Below are 19,244 nucleotides of genomic sequence, written 5' to 3'. Positions count from 1 at the left end.
CCCCTATTGTTTACGGATATTTAATGCCGTCGGCCGCTTGGCCAACTCACATTTTCTATACTAACGACGGAGTTTTAATAACATATGAATGAAACGTAAAGCTTTTGTAAATTGAGGTTTTTTAGCGAAAAAGATTGAGAATTGACTTGTTTTCACGTTATTCCCTCCGTCTTTGTATAAAAAAAGGAGCGATACGTTGTGTATCACTCCTCAGTTTCTGCATCTTCTCCATTGTTATTCTCTTGTTCATCCGGTCCTTCTTCAGCGGTTCCATTTTCCCTTGCTTTTTTCAACTCGAAGTACGCCTCACCGATCCGGGCACCAATGTTATTGCTGATGCTGAACGTACTTGTTGCCCCTTCTCCCAGGTAAGGGGAGATGATGGAAAAGGCAATTTCCGGATTATCCGATGGAGCATAGCCGACCAATGTCTTGTTCAGAAGCTCATCGTAGGTGGTTCTCTCTCCATCTTCACTGAAAACAGTTTTAGACGCCTGTGCCGTCCCCGTCTTCACAGCCATATCATACTGGGCATAGGGCTGCTTTGAGAATATTGAGCTCGCCGTTCCTTCGCTCGTCTGGGCCACCTGCCTGAACCCTTCCTGTACCCGCTCAATATAGGACGAATCCATATCAAGCTGGTTCAGCACCTCCGGCGTATAATCTTTATAAACCGGACCGAGTCCATCGCTGCTGGATGGTTCGTGGACACTGTTGACCAGGCTTGGGCGAATACGGTCGCCGCCATTTGCAATCGTCGAGACGTATTGATTCAACTGCATTGCTGTATACGTATTGAACTGCCCGATGGAAAAGTCGAGGATTTCTCCTGGGTTTTGAAGTGTACCATTGACTCCAGTTGCTTCATACGGAAAATCAATTCCAGTTGTAACGCCCAGCCCAAACTGGTTGAAATTGTAAATGAATTTATCCAACGTTCCATCTTCCAGTTTTAAAGCATTCATATTATATTGATTGCTTGTTTCTCCACCAAGATACATGGCAAGGAAAAACATGTAGACGTTGGAGGATTGCTGCAGGGCAGATATATCGTTAACAGATCCAATTCCTGAAGTGTATGACGCCTTCTGTCTGCCGGCTATGGTAATCGGTTTGTCATTGATCCATGTATTCGGTGTAACGACACCCTCATGGAGGCCTGTCAGAACCGTCGCTCCCTTAACCGTTGACCCCGGCATATAGGCATTGTATAACGCCTGATGGGAGGTATCTGTGAAACGGTCCTCTCCTTCTTCCGGACTGCGGTTGTAGGTCTGTCCGCTGATCGCCAGAATTTCTCCTGTCTGCGGATTGGAAACGACAGCAATGGCATTCTCCAGATGACGGTTTAGAGAAGGCGCATTGACGATTGCTGACTGAAGCTCTTCCTGGACGATTTTATTCACTTCTTCCTGAAGCTCCATATCAAGTGTCAATTGAAGGTCTTTTCCTGCCTGTCCTTCACGGATGACTTTGGAATTGATCACGGTGTTGTTGCTGTCCGTTTCATACTGGACCTTTTCCTTCGTCCCCCGGAGAACATCCTCATACTCCTGTTCAAGTCCGCTTGTACCTACACGATCATTGCGGCTGTAATCCAAAGACATGTAATAATCAAGATCATCCTTAGGGAGACCCTGCTCACTGGATGTGATACTTCCGAGGTAACTGCGGAATGTGGACTCATACGGATATGTACGTTCCCAGTCTGAAGTTACATTCACGCCGGGAAGCTTCGCCAGATTTTCTGCCACCGCGGAATATTCCGCTTCTGTAATATCTGAATTCTTAATTACATGCGGCGCCAGGGAATACGCCTGATCGAGCTCCTTTTTCACAGCGATGACTTCTTTCGTCTGATTATCGTAGCCGGAGATCTCTTCTTCTGTAATGCTGTCCAGCTGAAGCTGATATACATCACCGTTATCCATATCTTCTGTCACCTGATCTTCTACACGATCACGAACCTCCTGCTCATTCTGCAGATAGAAATATTCCTTCAAGTCACGATCTGTCAGGTTTTCATAGTCCATATCTATATAAGAGGACAATGTTTGAGCAAGTTCCAGCTTGTCCCCGGCCTGCACCCCTTTGGGTGGTGTATACGTAATCGAGTATAACGGTTCATTATCAACAATCACCTGGCCATTACGATCATACATTTCACCCCGCGGCACAGAAATGGTCGTTGTTGTATTTTCGGTGCGGTCAATTTCATCCTGTGCTTCTTCGCCGTTCAATATTTGAATAACACCAAGCTGCAGAATGATCCCGGCAAATAAGACGAACACAATAAAAAACACCACGTTCAACCGAAAGGGAAGGTGTGTATTATCTTTATGTCGTTTGTTTTTCCCCATGAACTCCTCTCCTTCTTTCAAAATCCTTCTGCTATTATACCATTTTTTCAGGTCCTAAGAATAGAAGAAGCTCATGGGTGTTTGGTTTCAATTATGTGTGACACGGGGAGGTTTCGAATCAATACCTCGAATGAAAAAGTAAATCAGGAAGTGTCCTCCGCCGACAAGGAGCAGAATGTAAGGAATCCCCGTTTCCGGTGGGATAAATGTAATGGCCCCTAAAAAGACGAGGATGGATAGAACTCTTCCCATATTCAAAAAAATTTCCCGAACTACGATATACTCGATCCGCATTTCGGCCGCATTCCACGATCTCCCGATGACATCATAGGTGAGAGACACATATGGTACGTACAACAACGGAAAGAAGACTCCGGCAACAGCTGCGTACAATAAAAGCAGCGGCATCGTGCTGCTGAATAGAAGGATGACGACACTGACATATAAGCAGAGTCCTGAGATAAAGATCGATGTTTTCCTCCGCTTCGGTTTCACCCATCTGCTGACAAGAAAATAAAACATAAATGAAAAACCGGAATAGACCAAATTAAAAACTCCGAGAGACAGTTCATTTTTTGTAAGCAGGAAAATCCAAATGGATACAGCAAACAAAAAAGTCCCCTCTCTGAACCCCTGGGCTACATGAGCATTCAAAATACGTTTCCAGTCTACATTATGTTTCCGCTCGGTTATAATCCGCCGGAAAGAAAAATTCCCCCGTGCTTTTCTTCTTGATAACCCAAAACTCACGAGTACCGCTACAATAAATAAGGCAAACGAAGCACTGAAAATCACAGTATACCCTGTAAAGTTATTGAGACGTGAAATAATAAAGCCGGCCAAAAGAGGTCCTGTCATACCGCCAAGCGACTGCAGGACACCGAGAAAGCCGTTAAAAAAATCCCTTGTGTCCGGCTCTGTGATTTCAAAAGTCAGTACGTTATAAGCAAGCCAGTAAAAACCGTAACCGATTCCGAGCAGGGCACCGAGCATCAAGTTGAAGGAAGCTGCCCGTTCCCCCACAACCAGCACAGTCAGGAAAAATAACGAAAGGACTGTTACTCCTGTTCTCAGCACAATGACACGGTCCATCTTTTTTGCCCACCGTCCCGCAACGATAAAGGTAAGCGGCTGAAAAATGTATATGCTGAGGTTGTAAAGAGCGATATCCGTGTAGCTGTTGGACTGCTTCCATAAGTATATGTTCACAAAGGTACTGGATAAGAATATTCCGAGGGAGTACAAGCCTCCAATGAGAAGTAACAATAATAAATCTCTAGAAACGTTTTGGCGGCTCAGCCATGTGCGCAGCTTACTCATCATATGCATGTCTCCTTTATGTTCTCCTTTAGTGTTTTCAGAACATATGGAGATATACAAAAAGAGAGGGACGGAAATATCCGTCCCTCTCTCACATATTCTTCATAAGATTATTTAGCTGCATCGAAGCGCTTCGCTACTTCATCCCAGTTTACAACATTCCAGAATGCAGAAACATAATCCGGACGGCGGTTCTGGTAGTTCAAGTAGTACGCATGCTCCCATACGTCCAGGCCAAGGATAGGTGTTTTACCTTCCATGATCGGAGAATCCTGGTTTAGTGTATCAATCACTTCCAGGCTGCCATTATTGACTACAAGCCAAGCCCAGCCTGAACCGAAACGGCCGGTTGCTGTCGTTTCGAATTTTTCTTTGAATTGATCAAAGCTTCCGAATGTGTCGTTGATCTGAGTAGCAAGATCCCCTGCCGGCTCACCGCCGCCATTTGGAGACATGATCGTCCAGAAAAGACTGTGGTTGGCATGACCACCGCCATTACGGCGCACAGCAGTGCGGATATCTTCCGGTACAGCTGAAAGGTTGTTGGAAAGAAGCTCTTCCAATGATTTGTCCTGAAGATCAGCATGTCCTTCAAGTGCGTTGTTCAGCTTTGTTACATATCCGTTGTGGTGCTTCGTATGGTGAATGTTCATTGTTTCCTTATCGATAGTTGGTTCCAGTGCATCGTATGCGTAAGGTAGTTCTGGTAGTTCGAATTTAGCCATAATGTAACTCCTCCTTTAAAATAGTATGTAAAATAAGAAGCCTCTGCCTCTTGTTTTACATTATCAAACAGACCTGCCGGTTGCAACTGATTTGCAAGGCAAAGAAATGGAATATCTTCCGGTATTATAAATTCCCTTATGTATCGGTCTTAAACATAAAAAAAACAAGCACATCGCTTGTTCATTCAAAATGGTGGCTCGGGACGGAATCGAACCGCCGACACACGGATTTTCAGTCCGTTGCTCTACCGACTGAGCTACCGAGCCATAAAAGTATGCTGTTTTATATATTCTTTTATAATAAAAGAAAAGATGGCGGAGGAGGAGGGATTCGAACCCCCGCGGGGCGTAAACCCCCTGGCGGTTTTCAAGACCGCTCCCTTCAGCCAAACTTGGGTACTCCTCCGGAATCTATATGGTGGACCCTGCAGGACTCGAACCTGCGACCGATCGGTTATGAGCCGATAGCTCTAACCAGCTGAGCTAAGGGTCCACATGGGGCGGCTGATGGGAATCGAACCCACGAATGCCGGAACCACAATCCGGTGCGTTAACCACTTCGCCACAACCGCCATGTTTATAGATAAGATCATATGTATGGTGGCGGTGGAGGGAATCGAACCCACGACCTCACGGGTATGAACCGTACGCTCTAGCCAGCTGAGCTACACCGCCATATTCGCTCTGTAAGCGACTTAATTAATATACCATTTATGTATCACTGTGTCAATTTATTTTTTCGACCCGTTTTCAGCGACAAAAATAATATACCATGCAATTGACGGCTCGGCAAGGATTTTATAAAAAAAGGTGAAAGCTTTTTTAAGCTTTCACCTCGTTCATTACAGACTCTCTTTTTCTCCCAGTACTTCTTCTGCGATATTCACAGCGTGGTCTCCGATTCGTTCGAGATTACTGATCATATCTACAAAGACGATACCGGCCTGTCCTGTACATACCCCTTCATTCAGACGGATGATGTGTTTCTTACGATAGCTTCGTTCCATCCGGTCCAGTTCATTTTCCTTCTGGACAACAGCGAGTGCTTCCTCACGGCTCATGTTTTCAAGGGATTTTGTTGCCTGCTTCACTGTCATCAATGTCAGATCGAACATTGTATTCAAGTCGTCGACAGCTTGAGCAGTAAGATTTACTTTGTTGGAATTCTTATAATCGATGAGCTCGATGATGTTCTCAAAGTGATCCCCGATCCGCTCCAGATCACGGACAGAATCCATGAGAGCTGAGTGTTTCCGGCTTTCTTCGTCCGTAAGGGATGCTTGAGAAAGATCAACCAGATAATCAGTAATTTTCCGATCAAGGTTATTCAATGCATCTTCAATCTGCATCGCAATTTCTGAATGCTTCTGCTGCTTATTGTTTAAATACAGACTCGTTTCTTCCAATCCTTTATAGGCATATTCACCCATGCGGATCACTTCTTCTTTCGCTTGATCAAGCGCAAGAGAAGGAGACTGCTCGATAAAGATTGGATCCAGATGCTGAGGCTTGAACTCAATCAGGGAATCATTTCCTGGTACGAGTTTAACAACAATCCACGCCAGAACAGCGATGAATGGGAACTGGACCACCGTGTTGGCAATGTTGAATGATCCATGCGCGAAAGCGATGGTCATCTCCGGCCCAAGGTCCATATAGTTCTGGAGCCACTCCACGTATAAGGTAAAAGGCTTCAATAGAATGAGGAAAACGGTAGCACCGAGTACGTTGAAAATCACGTGTACAAAAGCGGCACGCTTCGCCCCTACACTTGCTCCAATCGCTGCAATGACAGCTGTGATGGTTGTTCCAATGTTATCTCCAAAAAGCACCGGCAAAGCTGCCTGTATATCTACAAGGCCTTCTCCAAACAGCCCTTGCAGAATACCGATCGTAGCACTGGAACTTTGTACGATTACTGTGAACAGTGTACCGATCACAACACCAAGTACAGGGTTTTCACTCATACTGAGTGTCAGTTCCCTGAATGCTTCAAGGGAACGCAGCGGCTTCATTCCTCCGCTCATTAATTCAAGACCAAAGAATAAAGCACCGAGTCCAAAAACGGTCTGGCCGATGTTGGATACTTTCTTATTCTTAAAGAAGAAAATCAAAAGGGCACCTAGAGCCAGGATCGGCAGTCCATACTCTTTAATATCAATACCAATAATGAATGCGGTAAATGTCGTCCCAATATTGGCACCCATTATAACGCCGATGGCTTGTCTAAAGGTCATAAATCCAGCGTTAACCAATCCAACAGTCAGAACGGTTGTTGTAGAACTACTCTGAACGAGAATCGTTACTACGGCACCAGCAATGACACCCATTAACGGATTACTGGTAAAACGGTCTAAAAGCTCTCTCAAACGGTCTCCGGCTACTTTTTGGAGGCCGTCCCCCATAAATTTAATTCCAAACAGGAAAATACCTAGCCCGCCGATGAATTCAAATATCATCTGCTGCACATCGATTTCCATGTTTTCCACCCTTTCCTCATCCAAAATTTCTGTATGTCTCTCTTTAAAACACCTCATCCATTATTAACGAACTACGATTCTTTTGTAAAGATGAAATAGAAAACTTAACATTAAATTTACATTGGCGTTTTTTCTTGTAAAGACTGCCCCCGGGGTACAAGCCACCTTAGGTGCCATGCATATCAGTCTTTTCTAAAACAAAAAAGGCCTCCTTTTACAAGGAAGCCTTCGATATGTACAGGTACTTCAAAACATTCGATGTTTACGAAGCATGAGGCGCAGAAAAATCCTCCCCACCTTCATAAACCAACTGTTTAGTTGTAATCATGTCGGACAGTTCCCGAGTCAGAACGACCAATTCTCTTATGAATTCCTTCGTCATTCTCACATTTTCCTCCTGCCATTCTGATGCCTGTGCTAAATGGTCAATGGACGAGGACTGGTCCCTTGTCAGGCGTTCCATCCCTCTTATAATCTTCTGCATCCGTGGCATCATTTCTTCTCCATCCACCAAATGAAGGTATGCGGATTCTAATTGTACGTTGAACGTTTCCATTCCAGAGGAAAGATCTCGGAAAGCCGCTTTTGAAATATCCATTTGCTTCTGCTGATCATGCATTTCAACAGAAAGGCGCCTGAACTGTTTAGAAAAGTCTGCTCCAAGCTCGATGAGATCCGCCATTCTTTGATCGATGTTCAAGGCCGTGTGCCGGGATAGATCGGCCAGCTTACCCACTTCCCTGGCTACAACAGCAAATCCCCGGCCATGGTCTCCGGCTCCCGCTGCCTCAATGGAAGCATTTAAAGCAAGCATCCTCGTCTGCTCAGCCAGCTCTTGGATTTTAGCTCCCGAATCCTGTACCGAATGCATATAGCTCTGAAAAGATTCTACTCTTGATGTTATTTCTGTCAGTTCTCTTCTTATACTCATATAGGAGCTTTCCACGCGCTCCACCCCGGCATTACCGGAAGCAGCCGACTGGTTCATCTGCCCTTGTCTTTCCATCATGTTATCCATGGCTGATTTCAAATGGGAGAAAACTTGAGAAAGTTCACGAAAGACTTCCTGCTGATCCTCCATAAATCCTTCTGTTTCGGCAGCGGCTCTATCTACTTTAAGAAGCTCTTCCTTTAACGCCCGCTGGGATTGATCAAGGACCCGCGCCGATTCATCCATGCGGCTTCCCCCTTGATCAAGGTTTTGGACGGCTGCTTTTACCGTAGAAAGAATATCTACAATAGTGGTAATGGACTTCTCATAACTGATTTTTAATGACCGGACCTCCGGCAGGCTCGTTTTTACAGCCGATGCTTCCCCGATCACCCCTTCACCAATCTTCCCCATCATTTCCTCCAGCTGTTTAAGGGGACGGACAGTCTTTCGAATAATATAGGAAACCATGACTCCAGCTACAACCGCCGTCCCAGCTCCTATCAGAAACGTATACCAGGCCATTTGATCGACTTCTTTCATAATATCCTCTTCTGCCACACCAAGAACATAGATCCCCTGCAGCTCCTGGACAGGGGCAAACGAATACACAAACGATTCTCCATTTGTCGTCCACTGTTCTGTGCCATTTTCCTTACTTAAAACCTCCTCTACTTCCTCTTCGGTAAAGGAAGGAACAGGAGTCAAGTCTGGATAGGAATACACAGCTTGTTCAGTGAACAGGTATGCATCTGCTGTCAGACCATCCTGCTGCATCTGAGCTTTCTGTGCATCTGCATAGCCTTGAAAACGCTGATTGAATTCCTGCTGATCCCCTACAAAGGCATACATCAATTGCTGCGCTACATCCTGAACTACTAGCAGTTCACGTTCCAATCGGTCCTGCACAAGAGCCAGCTGGTTTTCCTCTGCTTTCGTATAGGAAAAAAAACCAGTTGCAGATACAGAGAGAAGAACAAGTAAAATAATCAGGAGCGTCAGCCTTACCTGAAGAGGCCATCCGCCCCGTGTGAATCTTAATAAGCCGGTCTTTCTTTTAAAGTTCATTAGAAAACACTCCATTGTCATTTGAATAATCATCCAAATAAATGATGACAATGAAGTGTTAAGAAATGATGAAGAATACGTGAACAATTGTTAATTCTGAACCTTTTTAACCATGATTTTAGTACCGTCGACAGAGGCGACCGTCACCGGCTCCCCTTTGTAAATCCACTGTCCGTTCGAAACAGCGCTGTAGTCCTCTCCATCTACCTCTATCGTACCGGAAGGACGCATATCCGTCTGTGCAGACCCTGTTTTCCCTAAAAGCTTCTGATAGGATTCATTCATGGAATTGTAGCCCATTTCCGAGGTCATCTGATCATTCAACGCCATTTTGTTCCACATGTTTCTCCGCTTAAAAACCTTGAGAAAAATGAGGGCAGAAAAACCTCCGGCAATGACACCGATGACACTGTATAATCCCGCCGTCCAGTTGGGCGCACTGAAACCGACAGCTGTAATCATCGCTGCTGCACCTATAGTGGCAAGCGTTCCATCATTAATCAGCTTTCCATCAATAATCATAAGTGTAAGACCTAGAAAGTAAACAAACATCATGATAATGAACATATCGACAGCCAGGTAACTGGAAAAAAACACGGTAATAAATCCAAGCCCCAGCACAGCAAAAACCCCACGCATGTTAACAAGCAGCTCACCAATCAGGAACATTGTTCCTAAAAATGTAATCAGGAGTGCTATCCAGTCTGTTTGAAGCATAACCGCTCACCCTCTCTTCTATTACTATACATACGAACGACTGTGGTGCTATGTTTCAAATGATAACAATTTTCTTCCGTTTCCTCTCGTGATATACTTTTCACGTCGAGGAAATCCAATCTGTTTACACAAACTTAACGTGAAATCCGGGGCTTTTAAGAGTCCTTACTTCTCATTTCCGGCCATTAGCCTTATAATGAAGATTGGAAAAACATCCTGCAACCCTTTTTTTAATTTAAAGGAGCGATATTCATGCCAATTACGCACAGAAAAGATACTCGTCCCGTGAAAGTCGGGGACCTTACTATAGGTGGTTCTGATGAAGTTGTCATTCAGTCCATGACCACGACGAAGACCCATGATGTGGAGGCTACTGTAGCTGAGATCAAACGTCTGGAAGAAGCCGGGTGCCAGGTCGTCCGTGTGGCCTGCCCTGATGATCGTGCTGCTGACGCCATCCCTGAAATCAAAAAACGCATCAATATACCGCTTGTTGTCGATATTCACTTCGATTATAAGAAAGCATTGAAAGCGATCGAGGGCGGCGCGGATAAAATCCGGATCAATCCGGGGAACATTGGGAAGCGCGAAAAAGTTGAAGCTGTCGTAAAAGCAGCAAAAGCAAAAGGGATTCCCATCCGTATCGGAGTCAACGCCGGTTCCCTTGAGCGTCACATCCTTGAAAAATACGGTTATCCAACGGCTGATGGAATGGTTGAGAGTGCCCTTCACCACATTAAAATTCTTGAAGATCTCGACTTCCACGACATCATCGTTTCCTTGAAAGCTTCTGATGTAAAACTGGCGATTGATGCCTACGAAAAAGCAGCAGCCGCTTTCAATTACCCGATTCACCTTGGTATTACAGAATCCGGGACGCTTTTCGCAGGTACTGTAAAAAGTGCTGCCGGTCTTGGTGCCATTTTAAGCAAAGGAATCGGAAGCACCGTCCGTATCAGTTTAAGTGCTGACCCTGTAGAGGAAGTAAAAGTAGCGAAGGAACTTCTGAAGACTTTCGGACTTGCGTCCAACGCTGCCACGCTAATCTCCTGCCCAACATGCGGTCGTATTGAAATCGACTTGATTTCCATCGCCAACGAGGTTGAGGAATACATCCAGACCATCAAGGCTCCCATTAAAGTAGCTGTTCTTGGCTGCGCAGTAAATGGACCAGGCGAGGCCCGTGAAGCTGATATCGGTATCGCCGGTGCCCGTGGGGAAGGCCTTCTCTTCCGTCACGGAGAAATTATCCGGAAAGTTCCTGAGGACATCATGGTCGAAGAACTTAAAAAAGAAGTAGATAAACTTGCTGAAGAGCACTATGAGAAAGAGCGTCAGAAAAAGCTTGAACAGCAGCAATCCTAAGATAAAAAAGGGTGGACCATAATGGTCCACCCTTTTTTTACAGGAAATTGATAAACGGAGCGAAGAAAAGAGAAAAGGCAATGGAAACGACACTGATAATGATCGCCGTGTTTCCAAGAGTATCAGCTCCCCTTCTCTTCCCGACAATCCCAAGAATAATCCCTGCGGCACCGAGAATAAGTGGAGCAAAAAAGAAGGATAGAATAGCGGCTGACAGCCCTAGCCAGCCCATTCCTACTTTCACATCATCCTCCATCGTCGTTTCCTGCTCACCATTATTCATTGGTTCATCAATGGGACCGACAGCGGCCTCCTGGGCAAATTCCTCTTCATAACTGTCGCCATAAACAGGCTGATAAGGGCCGCGGCCATGGTCATCCACGGACTCCACCTTGTCATACCCGGATTCTTTTCTTAAATCGCTGTCCTGGATTTCATCAAACGCTTCATCCAGCACCTGCTCCGTTGTCGGCTCATCTTCATGAACCTGTTCCCGTGCGTCCCCGTAATGGGGCGCATTTTCCGTTTGATTCTCAACAGTTTCTTTTGGATCGTACATGCGAATTCCCTCACTTTCTGTATGGAGAATCACCTATATTATGTGACATTTCTTCTGTATTTAACGAAGGGATTTGATGGCAGAAAAAAACCGGATGAGATCATCCGGTTTTATCATTATTCAGCTGAAGCCAGTGTGGTATGAGCTTCAGCGTTTTCCTGAATCTCTACGGCATACCAGCTCTCCGCATGTCCATGTTCACTTTTATACTGTTCAAGACCTGACATTCCCCTGTGATAAGCGGTTAATGCCTCGTCCCAGTTTTGATAACGGCTGTTTAAATAATCCAGATAAACCAGGGATAACTGCATGGAATAATAAGGATCAAACAACAGCTCCTCTTCATATGGAAGCCCGGCCATATCCGCAATCCACGGCGCTGTATTCTTCATGAACTGAGACATGCCATAGGCACGACCATACTTTGTTTCAGGTCCTACAAGTTCAGGATCAAATGTCCCGCCCGTTTCCACCTTCAACAACTCATATACGAGGTATGGATCCAAATCATAGCGTTTGGACTCCTTCACTAAATACATGGCCCATGCCTTCTTGAAGGCTCCCTCACTTTCCTGTACCAGAATATCAGCCTGGTCTTCAATCCCCGGCCAAGTCAGATATCCATTTTTTTGTTTATTCTCTGAAGACTGCTCCTTCAAATAATCGTTGACAGAAGACAGCTTTTCCTTATCTCCCTCAAGCTTTTCTTGGTTCTGCTCCAGCGTTTTATTTTCATCTGCCAGTGCCTGCTGTTCGTTTTGATGCCATTGATGATAAGTTATAAAGACAAGACTCATTAACAGCATAGCAAAGACCGTTCGAATGATTGGCTTTTGATCCCTCATTCTGTTCACTCCTTCCCATGACTCTTCCTTTTACATAAGAGCCAATGAAACCCATTGCGCCATCTTACCCGAATGGATGTTTGATTTCAATTTATCTACTCACGCGTGAATATTTTGTAAAACACACATCATTCCCACAATTCATATGGTGTATGAAACAGGGGAAAAAGGTGATGACGTGATGAAGAAGATGGCCCAACAGTTCATTACCCAGAAATTGAAGCAGTTAACCGTCAAAGAACTGCTTCAATACAGCAGGAAGTATCGGATACCGATTACCGAGGGAGAGGCACAGGCTATTGTTCAAGCGTTGAAAAAGAATAAGGAAAACCCTTTTGAAAAGGACGGCCGGAAGAAAATGTTGAAGAAACTGGCCGGGCTGACCTCCGCAGACACGGCTCGCTCTGTAAATAAACTGCTTCATAAACTGGCGAAGGAGTACGGGGTCGAGGACTGGCTGAAATAAAAAAAGGCGGAAGGTACAAGACCCCCGCCTTTTTCTTATGACTGTTGTAGAATTTTTTCTTTTAGGCCCGGATCAAACGTCCCTTGTTTAACCATATCGATTTCAAATCGATACGGGGGCTTTTTGTTCTTCTTATCTTCCCCGACGTACGGGGTTTCCAAAATTTTAGGCAGATCCTTCAACTGCGGGTGATGAATCACCTGATGAAGGGCATCAAAGCCGATATGACCGAAGCCGATATTTTCATGGCGGTCCTTGGCTGCTCCCTGAATGTTCTTACTATCATTGACGTGAATGACCTTCAGGCGGTCCAGTCCGACAATTTTATCAAACTCGTTCAACACGCCATCAAAATCTTCCACTACATTGTAGCCCGCATCATGAATGTGGCACGTATCCATGCAGACGGAAAGCTTTTCGTTCAAGGTCACTCCGTCAATAATCTGCGCAAGCTCATCAAAGCTCCTTCCAATTTCAGAGCCTTTGCCGGCCATTGTTTCCAGGGCAATCTGGACATTTTGATCTTTATGAAGGACTTCATTCAGCCCTTCAATGATTTTCGGAAGACCCTTTTCCACTCCCTGACCTACATGGGACCCCGGGTGAAGAACGATTTGTCTTGCTCCCAGCGCTTCTGTACGCTCAATTTCGCTGCGCAGGAAATCAACACCCAGCTGAAAGGTTTCCGGCTTGGTCGTATTACCTACATTAATGATATAGGGGGCATGCACAATGATATCCTGAATACCGTTAGCCTTCATATGCTCCTGTCCCGCATCGATATTCAATTCTTCAATTGGACGACGGCGCGTATTTTGAGGGGCGCCTGTATAAATCATAAATGTGCCGGATCCGTAGGAAGCTGCCTCTTCACTTGCCCCAAGAAGCATTTTCTTCCCTTTCATTGATACGTGTGAACCAATTTTAACCATGACGATCTCGACCCTTTCTTATTTCTTTTTAAAGCGGTTCTGCTTCAATCTGCGTTTATTTTGTTCCGCCTGCTTTTTCATCTTTTTCTTATAGCCCGGCTTCACCTTTTTCGGACGACGGACGAGCTGTTTCGCCTGTTTATCCAGATCCGTTTCTTTCTTTTCACGGATCTGCCGCTCATTATAGGCATTGACTTCTTTCCATTCTCCTTGTTTCACTTCATAGAATTGGAAAGACAACCCCTTCTTCTCAAGTTTCTGGATCAATGGAAGATCGGCTTCCTGATAAAGGTTGATCGCTGTACCTTCCAACCCGGCCCTTGCTGTCCGGCCGACACGGTGTATATAAAATTCCTCTTCCTTCGGCATCTGGGCATTGATTACGTGGCTCACACCCTGGATATCAATGCCACGCGCAGCAAGGTCGGTCGCTACGATGTATTGATAACGAAGGTTTTGGATTTCTTTCAGGACTCTTTTACGCTCACGCGGGGACAAGCCTCCGTGAAGGACGCCTGTTTCTAATCCACGGCTCATCAAGTCCTCCGCCAGTTCGTCTGCAAGACCTTTTCCATTCGTGAAAATAATGGCGAGATAAGGCTGAATCGCCTTCGTGATATCCATGATTACTTCTCCAGGCTGTTTATGTCGGAGAGGAATCAGCCGGTGCTCCATCGTTTCCGGAGATGGCTTATCGTCCTCGATTTGAATATGGACCGGATTGGTCAAGTATTTCTTCAGGAATGGCTGCAGCCGTTCAGGAATAGTTGCAGAGAAAACAAGCATCTGTACGTCTTCGGCCATGCGAACAAGAATCTGATCCACTTCTTCGATAAATCCGAGGTCCAGCATTAAATCCGCTTCGTCCAGAACGAACGATTTTGCTTGATAAAGGTCTACGGCTTCCTCTTTGACCATATCGAGTATACGGCCCGGTGTTCCTACAACAATGTGTGGCGGATTGGAAGCCAGTTTCTCCACCATCTTCTGTTTATCCGTTCCACCGATCAACAGCTTGGACCGCCAGATCTCTTGTTTACCTGCGTGCTTCACTGCTTTTTTTACTTCTTCATGAATCTGGATGGCCAGTTCACGTGTCGGTGCTGTAATGACAAACTGTACGGCATCAGCGTTTTCATCCATGCGGCTGAATAATGCCAGCAGATAGGCATGTGTCTTACCGGATCCAGTGTGGGATTGTCCGATCAAACTTTCCCCTCTTAATGCCGGCGGCAGCACCTGCTGCTGGATCGGCGTCGGCTGTTTAAAGCCCAACCCTTCTACAATTCTGCTTACTGTAGAGGAAATTGCGTATTGTTCAAAAGTATGCTTACTCATGTCCGTTCTCCTTTAATGTAAAATGTTCCTTCCCTATTATAATAGAGTGCGCCCTAAATTGCACGATAACGTTGTCTGACCACCGCTTTCTTTGTCAACTTACGCTTTACCCTTTATAATGAAGATGGTATCTTAAAAGTTGTTCGATTGGATAAAGAGGAGGACGTTAATCAATGGAAGTTATTAAAATCGCCCCTCGCGGTTATTGTTACGGAGTCGTAGATGCCATGGTCATTGCGAGAAATGCCTCAAAAGACCAGAATCTGCCGCGCCCGATTTATATATTAGGTATGATTGTCCATAATTCCCATGTGACTGAAGCCTTCAAAGAAGAAGGCATCATCACTGTCGATGGTAAAAACCGCAGCGATATGCTGGAAGGTATTCATGAAGGTACGGTTATTTTCACGGCCCACGGCGTTTCCCCGCAGGTAAAGGAAAGGGCGCGCGATAAAGGACTGACTGTTCTTGATGCCACATGTCCGGATGTTACCAACACCCACAACTTGATCCGCAAAAAAGTTGCGGAAGGATTTGAAGTCATCTACGTCGGTAAAAAAGGACATCCTGAGCCGGAAGGGGCGATGGGCGTCGCTCCCGGAAAGGTCCACCTTGTACAGACTGAAGAGGATGTTGAGAATCTGGAGCTGGATCATGATAAGCTTATGATTACCAACCAGACGACGATGAGTCAATGGGACGTCTATGATGTCATGGAAAAAGCCAAGGAAAAGTTCCCTCAGCTTGAGAAGCAGCAGGAAATCTGCATGGCAACACAGGTACGCCAGGAAGCTGTTTCAGAACAGGCAGGTGAAGCCGATTTGACGCTCGTTGTTGGTGACCCGATGAGCAATAACTCCAACAGGCTTGCCCAGGTATCCAAAGAAAAAGCTGGAACCACCGCCTACCGGATTGCTGATGTAACCGAAATTCAGCTGGAATGGCTGGAAGGTGTCCATAAAGTAGCCGTAACCGCCGGTGCTTCAACTCCTACGCCGATCACAAAAGAAGTGATCAAATTCATTGAGCAGTTTGACCATGAGGACGATGCTACTTGGATTCGTGAATCCAAGGTCGAACAGAAGAAAATTCTCCCTCCTGTAAGAGCACGCAAAAAAGTGAAACGATAATAAAAAGGATGAAAGCTTCCCGCTTTCATCCTTTTTTTACTGGATTGTAAAGGGTTCTGTATCTACTTCGGACACCAGGATGTTCAATGCTCCATCTTTATTGCAGCGCTCCTCAAGATACTGCTGTACTTTTACGCAGACCACTTTCTCAACATGGTGACCGGGATCAATCACATGTAAGCCCATCTCCACAGCATCCTGGGTCATATGGAAGGTCATATCTCCAGTCACATATACATCCGCTCCGCTGCTCTTCGCCTTATGGATATATTTTTCTCCGCTTCCACCCAGAAGGGCGACCGTTTGTACGGTTTTTCCCATTTTCCCTGCCACACGCACATGAGGGACATCAAAACGCTCCTTCACTTTGTCAGCAAAGTCCTGAAGAGAAATTGGCTCGTCCAGCAGGCCCACTCTTCCAATTCCGAGGCTCCTGCCTTCATTGAGAAGAGGATAAAGATCATAAGCCACTTCTTCATATGGATGGGCTTTTTCCATCGCTTGAAGAACTTTAGACAGCTTACTCTGCGGAACGATGGTTTCCAAACGTTTCTCCTGGACCTGCTCCAACCGGCCCTGCTCCCCAATAAAAGGATTTGTACCCTCTTGTGGTTTGAACGTCCCTTCACCGGAAACCTGATAGGTGCAGTGGCTGTAATCACCGATAAAGCCGGCCCCTGCTTCGCTCACCGCATCCCGTACAGCTTCCAGATGGGAATCAGGGACAAAAACAGCCAGTTTCACAAGCTTTTCCGTTTCTGTCGGAATCAAAGGCCGGCGGTTTTTAACATCGAGAAGGTCTGCCATCACATCATTCACTCCGCCTTCTGCAACATCCAGGTTCGTGTGCGCCGCATAAACCGTAATGTCGTGTTTAAGAAGCTTCTGCACTATCCGTCCTTTTGGCGTATCCACATTGATTTGATGAAGTTTCACAAATAACAGAGGGTGATGGGCAATGATAAGATCCACCTTTTTTTCAACCGCCTCATCCACTACACTTTCAACAACATCAAGCGTTACCATGACATTCTGCACCGGCTTGTTCAGACTGCCTACCTGCAGCCCTACGTTGTCCCAGTCATAAGCAAAGCTTTTGGGAGCCCACGTTTCCAATGTTTTTATGATTTCCCGGGCTGTTACTTTATTCATTATGATAAAACCTCCTGCAGCGATTTTATTTCCTTTTGAAGCGTGTCCACTTTTACTGCATCGACAGTGGCAGCCTTCTGCATTTGATCCAGGATATATTCCTTCTTGATCATTTCCTCACGCCACTTCTTCCTAAACGCTGCTGACTTTTCCTTCATAAGGTAAGGGCCGAGCCAAAGCTCTTTTTCCAAGTCAGCGGATTCATAAGCAGTGGCAGGGTCCCCTTTTTCCGCTGCGAGGATTTCATAGATGTGCCCACCTTCTTCCATAATCTGTTCGTCAATCAGGCTGTATCCATGCGTGTAAAACCATTGACGGATCGAGCGTGCGTCAATGTTCGGCTGGGCGATGATGCGGTTAACGGCTGTTAATTTATCCCTGCCTCTGTCCAGGATATCCCGGATTAACGGCCCTCCCATACCAGCGATGGTGATCTGCTTTACTTCTCCAGGCTGGATCACTTCCAGACCGTCTCCCAATCTGACATCAATCCTGGATTGAAGATCATGGGCTTTCACTTCATTCAGGGCGCTGTCATAAGGGCCTTGATTAACCTCTCCGGCTATCGCTTGTGCCTGTGGATCCTTTAAACAGACATAACAAGGCAGATAGGCATGATCAGACCCAATATCAGCGAATACAGCTCTAGCAGGCAGGTATTCCGCTACCTTTGCCAGCCGTTCGGATAGTTGGTGTACATTCATAAAAAATCGTTCCTCTCATAAAGAAAAGCTTTCTGACAGCAGCAGAAAGCTTCTCACGTACTTCTTATTTTTTCTCAGCGAGCCATTCTGCCAGCTGAGTGGCCTGCTCACCGGTATAAAGACCTGCAGGCATCTGTGATCCTTTACCATTGATGATAATGTCCTGGATCTCTTCTGCTGAATAACGGGAGCCGACTTCCTGAAGATTCGGACCTGCGCCTCCACTCAAGTCACCGCCATGGCAGCTTGAACACTTGTTCTGGTACATTTCTTCCGGATCAGCGGATGCAGTTTCTTCCGTCTGTTCTCCGCCGCCTTCTTCCTCGCTTTGAATCGCTTCACGTTGGTTGATACCGGCAGAAGAAACAATGATCATGGCTACGATCCCCAGTACAGCGATAATTGCAAATGGGATCACAGGGTTCTTTCTCATGAATGGCAACCTCCTTATGTATTCCCTATATGAATTTTTCGCGTCTATTCGACTATTTTTATTTTATATGAAAACCGTTACTTATTAAAGGCTTAACCACCGAAAACTTATAAAACAATGAAAATGATCCATAAAATGACAGCGGTTACGCCACTCCATAACAAAAACCTGATTTTCATGAACATTCCGAGGCTGATCCAGATAAGAAAATGAAACAGCATCGTTATGTAGACAGCCTGGACGGATGTTGTCCAGTGATCCACTACGAAGATGGACATCGTTAGAAGGATCAACAGACCGTTGACAAAAGGGATCAAATACCAGTCGGTCCGTTTATAGTGTAACCATCCACTTATAAACCATACCGACCCTACAAAAAACGACAAAAGCCCTGTTTGCATTATGAACCCCATTTGAGTAAAATAAATGACAAGTAATGTAAGGGGTATCATAAACAGGCTGAGCAGAACAAAGGCCGGGACCAGCAGCTGTACGGTCTGTACAGGAGCATGGCCGGGTTTTTCTTCCTCGCCTTTGGTGTACAACGCCAAAAGAAAGTCACAGTATTCCGCGGGGAGAAGCCTGCTTTCTTTCCAATACTGAATCTCATGAATGATGGTTTTCGTACGCTCATCCTGCATACTTTCCTCCAAAACACAGATAAACTCAAGATCCTCCTACATAGGCGTTGTAAAAGAACCCTGAGTCTACGGCTGTTC

17 protein-coding genes and 5 tRNA genes are annotated in these 19,244 nt (G+C 45.6%); 3 read left to right on the top strand and 19 right to left on the bottom strand.

Going from position 1 to position 19,244, the window contains the following annotated elements; translation table 11 throughout:
• Positions 1 to 203 precede the first annotated feature (203 nt).
• The 11 genes from H615_RS21295 to H615_RS0111995 all read right to left on the bottom strand — a co-directional run bounded on the left by H615_RS21295 (position 204) and on the right by H615_RS0111995 (position 9,601).
• Positions 204 to 2,360 carry a peptidoglycan D,D-transpeptidase FtsI family protein gene (locus H615_RS21295; RefSeq protein WP_035532036.1) on the bottom strand — a complete coding sequence of 719 codons (2,157 nt, stop codon included), beginning with the start codon at positions 2,358 to 2,360 and terminating at the stop codon, positions 204 to 206.
• A gap of 87 nt (positions 2,361 to 2,447) precedes the next feature.
• On the bottom strand, positions 2,448 to 3,683 hold the full coding sequence (locus H615_RS0112040; RefSeq protein WP_027955387.1) for an MFS transporter: 1,236 nt from the start codon (positions 3,681 to 3,683) through the stop codon (positions 2,448 to 2,450).
• Between the two features lie 107 nt (positions 3,684 to 3,790).
• Entirely contained in the window at positions 3,791 to 4,405 is a 615-nt protein-coding gene (locus H615_RS0112035; protein ID WP_027955386.1) for a superoxide dismutase, read from the bottom strand.
• A gap of 191 nt (positions 4,406 to 4,596) precedes the next feature.
• Positions 4,597 to 4,672, bottom strand: a tRNA-Phe gene (locus tag H615_RS0112030).
• Positions 4,673 to 4,718: 46 nt separating this feature from the next.
• Positions 4,719 to 4,811: transfer RNA gene (locus H615_RS0112025), tRNA-Ser, on the bottom strand.
• 10 nt (positions 4,812 to 4,821) lie between these two features.
• A tRNA-Ile gene (locus H615_RS0112020) sits at positions 4,822 to 4,898 on the bottom strand.
• 3 nt (positions 4,899 to 4,901) lie between these two features.
• Positions 4,902 to 4,977 (bottom strand) — tRNA-His (locus tag H615_RS0112015).
• 26 nt (positions 4,978 to 5,003) lie between these two features.
• A tRNA-Met gene (locus H615_RS0112010) sits at positions 5,004 to 5,080 on the bottom strand.
• 167 nt (positions 5,081 to 5,247) lie between these two features.
• On the bottom strand, positions 5,248 to 6,885 hold the full coding sequence (locus H615_RS0112005) for a Na/Pi cotransporter family protein (protein WP_027955385.1): 1,638 nt from the start codon (positions 6,883 to 6,885) through the stop codon (positions 5,248 to 5,250).
• 262 nt (positions 6,886 to 7,147) lie between these two features.
• On the bottom strand, positions 7,148 to 8,884 hold the full coding sequence (locus H615_RS0112000; RefSeq protein WP_027955384.1) for a methyl-accepting chemotaxis protein: 1,737 nt from the start codon (positions 8,882 to 8,884) through the stop codon (positions 7,148 to 7,150).
• A gap of 90 nt (positions 8,885 to 8,974) precedes the next feature.
• Positions 8,975 to 9,601: an NfeD family protein gene (locus H615_RS0111995; RefSeq protein WP_027955383.1), complete on the bottom strand. Its 627-nt coding sequence runs from the start codon at positions 9,599 to 9,601 to the stop codon at positions 8,975 to 8,977.
• 258 nt (positions 9,602 to 9,859) lie between these two features.
• Here H615_RS0111995 and ispG point away from each other — a divergent pair, with 258 nt between their 5' ends.
• Positions 9,860 to 10,966, top strand: coding sequence for a flavodoxin-dependent (E)-4-hydroxy-3-methylbut-2-enyl-diphosphate synthase (ispG, locus tag H615_RS0111990; protein ID WP_211225372.1), 1,107 nt, complete (start codon positions 9,860 to 9,862; stop codon positions 10,964 to 10,966).
• 37 nt (positions 10,967 to 11,003) lie between these two features.
• On the opposite strand, the gene H615_RS0111985 is transcribed toward ispG, so the two are convergent.
• Together H615_RS0111985 and H615_RS0111980 are read right to left on the bottom strand one after the other, a co-directional pair.
• Positions 11,004 to 11,525 (bottom strand): DUF4190 domain-containing protein, encoded by a 522-nt coding sequence (locus H615_RS0111985; protein WP_027955381.1) that lies wholly within the window; start codon positions 11,523 to 11,525, stop codon positions 11,004 to 11,006.
• Between the two features lie 116 nt (positions 11,526 to 11,641).
• Complete coding sequence (locus H615_RS0111980) at positions 11,642 to 12,370, bottom strand: lytic transglycosylase domain-containing protein (protein WP_027955380.1); 729 nt, start codon at positions 12,368 to 12,370, stop codon at positions 11,642 to 11,644.
• Positions 12,371 to 12,551: 181 nt separating this feature from the next.
• On the opposite strand from H615_RS0111980, the gene H615_RS0111975 reads away from it, so the two are divergent.
• Positions 12,552 to 12,836 (top strand): DUF2624 domain-containing protein, encoded by a 285-nt coding sequence (locus tag H615_RS0111975; protein WP_027955379.1) that lies wholly within the window; start codon positions 12,552 to 12,554, stop codon positions 12,834 to 12,836.
• 35 nt (positions 12,837 to 12,871) lie between these two features.
• Here the strand turns inward: H615_RS0111975 and H615_RS0111970 are convergent, their stop codons facing one another.
• Together H615_RS0111970 and H615_RS0111965 are read right to left on the bottom strand one after the other, a co-directional pair.
• On the bottom strand, positions 12,872 to 13,768 hold the full coding sequence (locus tag H615_RS0111970; RefSeq protein WP_027955378.1) for a deoxyribonuclease IV: 897 nt from the start codon (positions 13,766 to 13,768) through the stop codon (positions 12,872 to 12,874).
• 18 nt (positions 13,769 to 13,786) lie between these two features.
• Positions 13,787 to 15,106 (bottom strand): DEAD/DEAH box helicase, encoded by a 1,320-nt coding sequence (locus tag H615_RS0111965; RefSeq protein ID WP_027955377.1) that lies wholly within the window; start codon positions 15,104 to 15,106, stop codon positions 13,787 to 13,789.
• A 173-nt stretch (positions 15,107 to 15,279) separates the two neighbouring features.
• Here H615_RS0111965 and H615_RS0111960 point away from each other — a divergent pair, with 173 nt between their 5' ends.
• On the top strand, positions 15,280 to 16,236 hold the full coding sequence (locus tag H615_RS0111960) for a 4-hydroxy-3-methylbut-2-enyl diphosphate reductase (protein ID WP_027955376.1): 957 nt from the start codon (positions 15,280 to 15,282) through the stop codon (positions 16,234 to 16,236).
• A gap of 36 nt (positions 16,237 to 16,272) precedes the next feature.
• On the opposite strand, the gene H615_RS0111955 is transcribed toward H615_RS0111960, so the two are convergent.
• From H615_RS0111955 to H615_RS0111940, 4 genes are all read right to left on the bottom strand, one after another.
• The gene (locus H615_RS0111955) at positions 16,273 to 17,388 is read right to left on the bottom strand and encodes a Nif3-like dinuclear metal center hexameric protein (RefSeq protein WP_027955375.1); all 1,116 of its coding nucleotides are present in this window, start codon (positions 17,386 to 17,388) and stop codon (positions 16,273 to 16,275) included.
• Positions 17,388 to 18,092, bottom strand: a complete 705-nt coding sequence (locus tag H615_RS0111950) for a tRNA (adenine(22)-N(1))-methyltransferase (protein ID WP_027955374.1) — start codon at positions 18,090 to 18,092, stop codon at positions 17,388 to 17,390. Before H615_RS0111950 ends, H615_RS0111955 begins: the two co-directional genes overlap by 1 nt.
• Positions 18,093 to 18,156: 64 nt before the next feature.
• Positions 18,157 to 18,525: a cytochrome c550 gene (gene cccA, locus H615_RS0111945; protein ID WP_027955373.1), complete on the bottom strand. Its 369-nt coding sequence runs from the start codon at positions 18,523 to 18,525 to the stop codon at positions 18,157 to 18,159.
• 107 nt (positions 18,526 to 18,632) lie between these two features.
• Positions 18,633 to 19,166 carry a hypothetical protein gene (locus tag H615_RS0111940; protein ID WP_027955372.1) on the bottom strand — a complete coding sequence of 178 codons (534 nt, stop codon included), beginning with the start codon at positions 19,164 to 19,166 and terminating at the stop codon, positions 18,633 to 18,635.
• Between the last annotated feature and the right edge of the window lie 78 nt (positions 19,167 to 19,244).

This window comes from Halobacillus kuroshimensis DSM 18393 (genome assembly GCF_000425705.1).
GTDB lineage: Bacteria > Bacillota > Bacilli > Bacillales > Halobacillaceae > Halobacillus > Halobacillus kuroshimensis.
Note: the sequence above shows the minus strand (reverse complement) of the source record. Positions and strands in the feature narration are given on the sequence as shown.

Bases quoted from the DNA above. Each gene is read 5' to 3' on its own strand.
- H615_RS21295 (WP_035532036.1), bottom strand. From the start codon at position 2,360: ATGGGGAAAAACAAACGACATAAAGATAATACACACCTTCCCTTTCGG.
- H615_RS0112040 (WP_027955387.1), bottom strand. From the start codon at position 3,683: ATGATGAGTAAGCTGCGCACATGGCTGAGCCGCCAAAACGTTTCTAGA.
- H615_RS0112035 (WP_027955386.1), bottom strand. From the start codon at position 4,405: ATGGCTAAATTCGAACTACCAGAACTACCTTACGCATACGATGCACTG.
- H615_RS0112005 (WP_027955385.1), bottom strand. From the start codon at position 6,885: ATGGAAATCGATGTGCAGCAGATGATATTTGAATTCATCGGCGGGCTA.
- H615_RS0112000 (WP_027955384.1), bottom strand. From the start codon at position 8,884: ATGAACTTTAAAAGAAAGACCGGCTTATTAAGATTCACACGGGGCGGA.
- H615_RS0111995 (WP_027955383.1), bottom strand. From the start codon at position 9,601: ATGCTTCAAACAGACTGGATAGCACTCCTGATTACATTTTTAGGAACA.
- H615_RS0111985 (WP_027955381.1), bottom strand. From the start codon at position 11,525: ATGTACGATCCAAAAGAAACTGTTGAGAATCAAACGGAAAATGCGCCC.
- H615_RS0111980 (WP_027955380.1), bottom strand. From the start codon at position 12,370: ATGAGGGATCAAAAGCCAATCATTCGAACGGTCTTTGCTATGCTGTTA.
- H615_RS0111975 (WP_027955379.1), top strand. From the start codon at position 12,552: ATGAAGAAGATGGCCCAACAGTTCATTACCCAGAAATTGAAGCAGTTA.
- H615_RS0111970 (WP_027955378.1), bottom strand. From the start codon at position 13,768: ATGGTTAAAATTGGTTCACACGTATCAATGAAAGGGAAGAAAATGCTT.
- H615_RS0111965 (WP_027955377.1), bottom strand. From the start codon at position 15,106: ATGAGTAAGCATACTTTTGAACAATACGCAATTTCCTCTACAGTAAGC.
- H615_RS0111960 (WP_027955376.1), top strand. From the start codon at position 15,280: ATGGAAGTTATTAAAATCGCCCCTCGCGGTTATTGTTACGGAGTCGTA.
- H615_RS0111955 (WP_027955375.1), bottom strand. From the start codon at position 17,388: ATGAATAAAGTAACAGCCCGGGAAATCATAAAAACATTGGAAACGTGG.
- H615_RS0111950 (WP_027955374.1), bottom strand. From the start codon at position 18,092: ATGAATGTACACCAACTATCCGAACGGCTGGCAAAGGTAGCGGAATAC.
- cccA (WP_027955373.1), bottom strand. From the start codon at position 18,525: ATGAGAAAGAACCCTGTGATCCCATTTGCAATTATCGCTGTACTGGGG.
- H615_RS0111940 (WP_027955372.1), bottom strand. From the start codon at position 19,166: ATGCAGGATGAGCGTACGAAAACCATCATTCATGAGATTCAGTATTGG.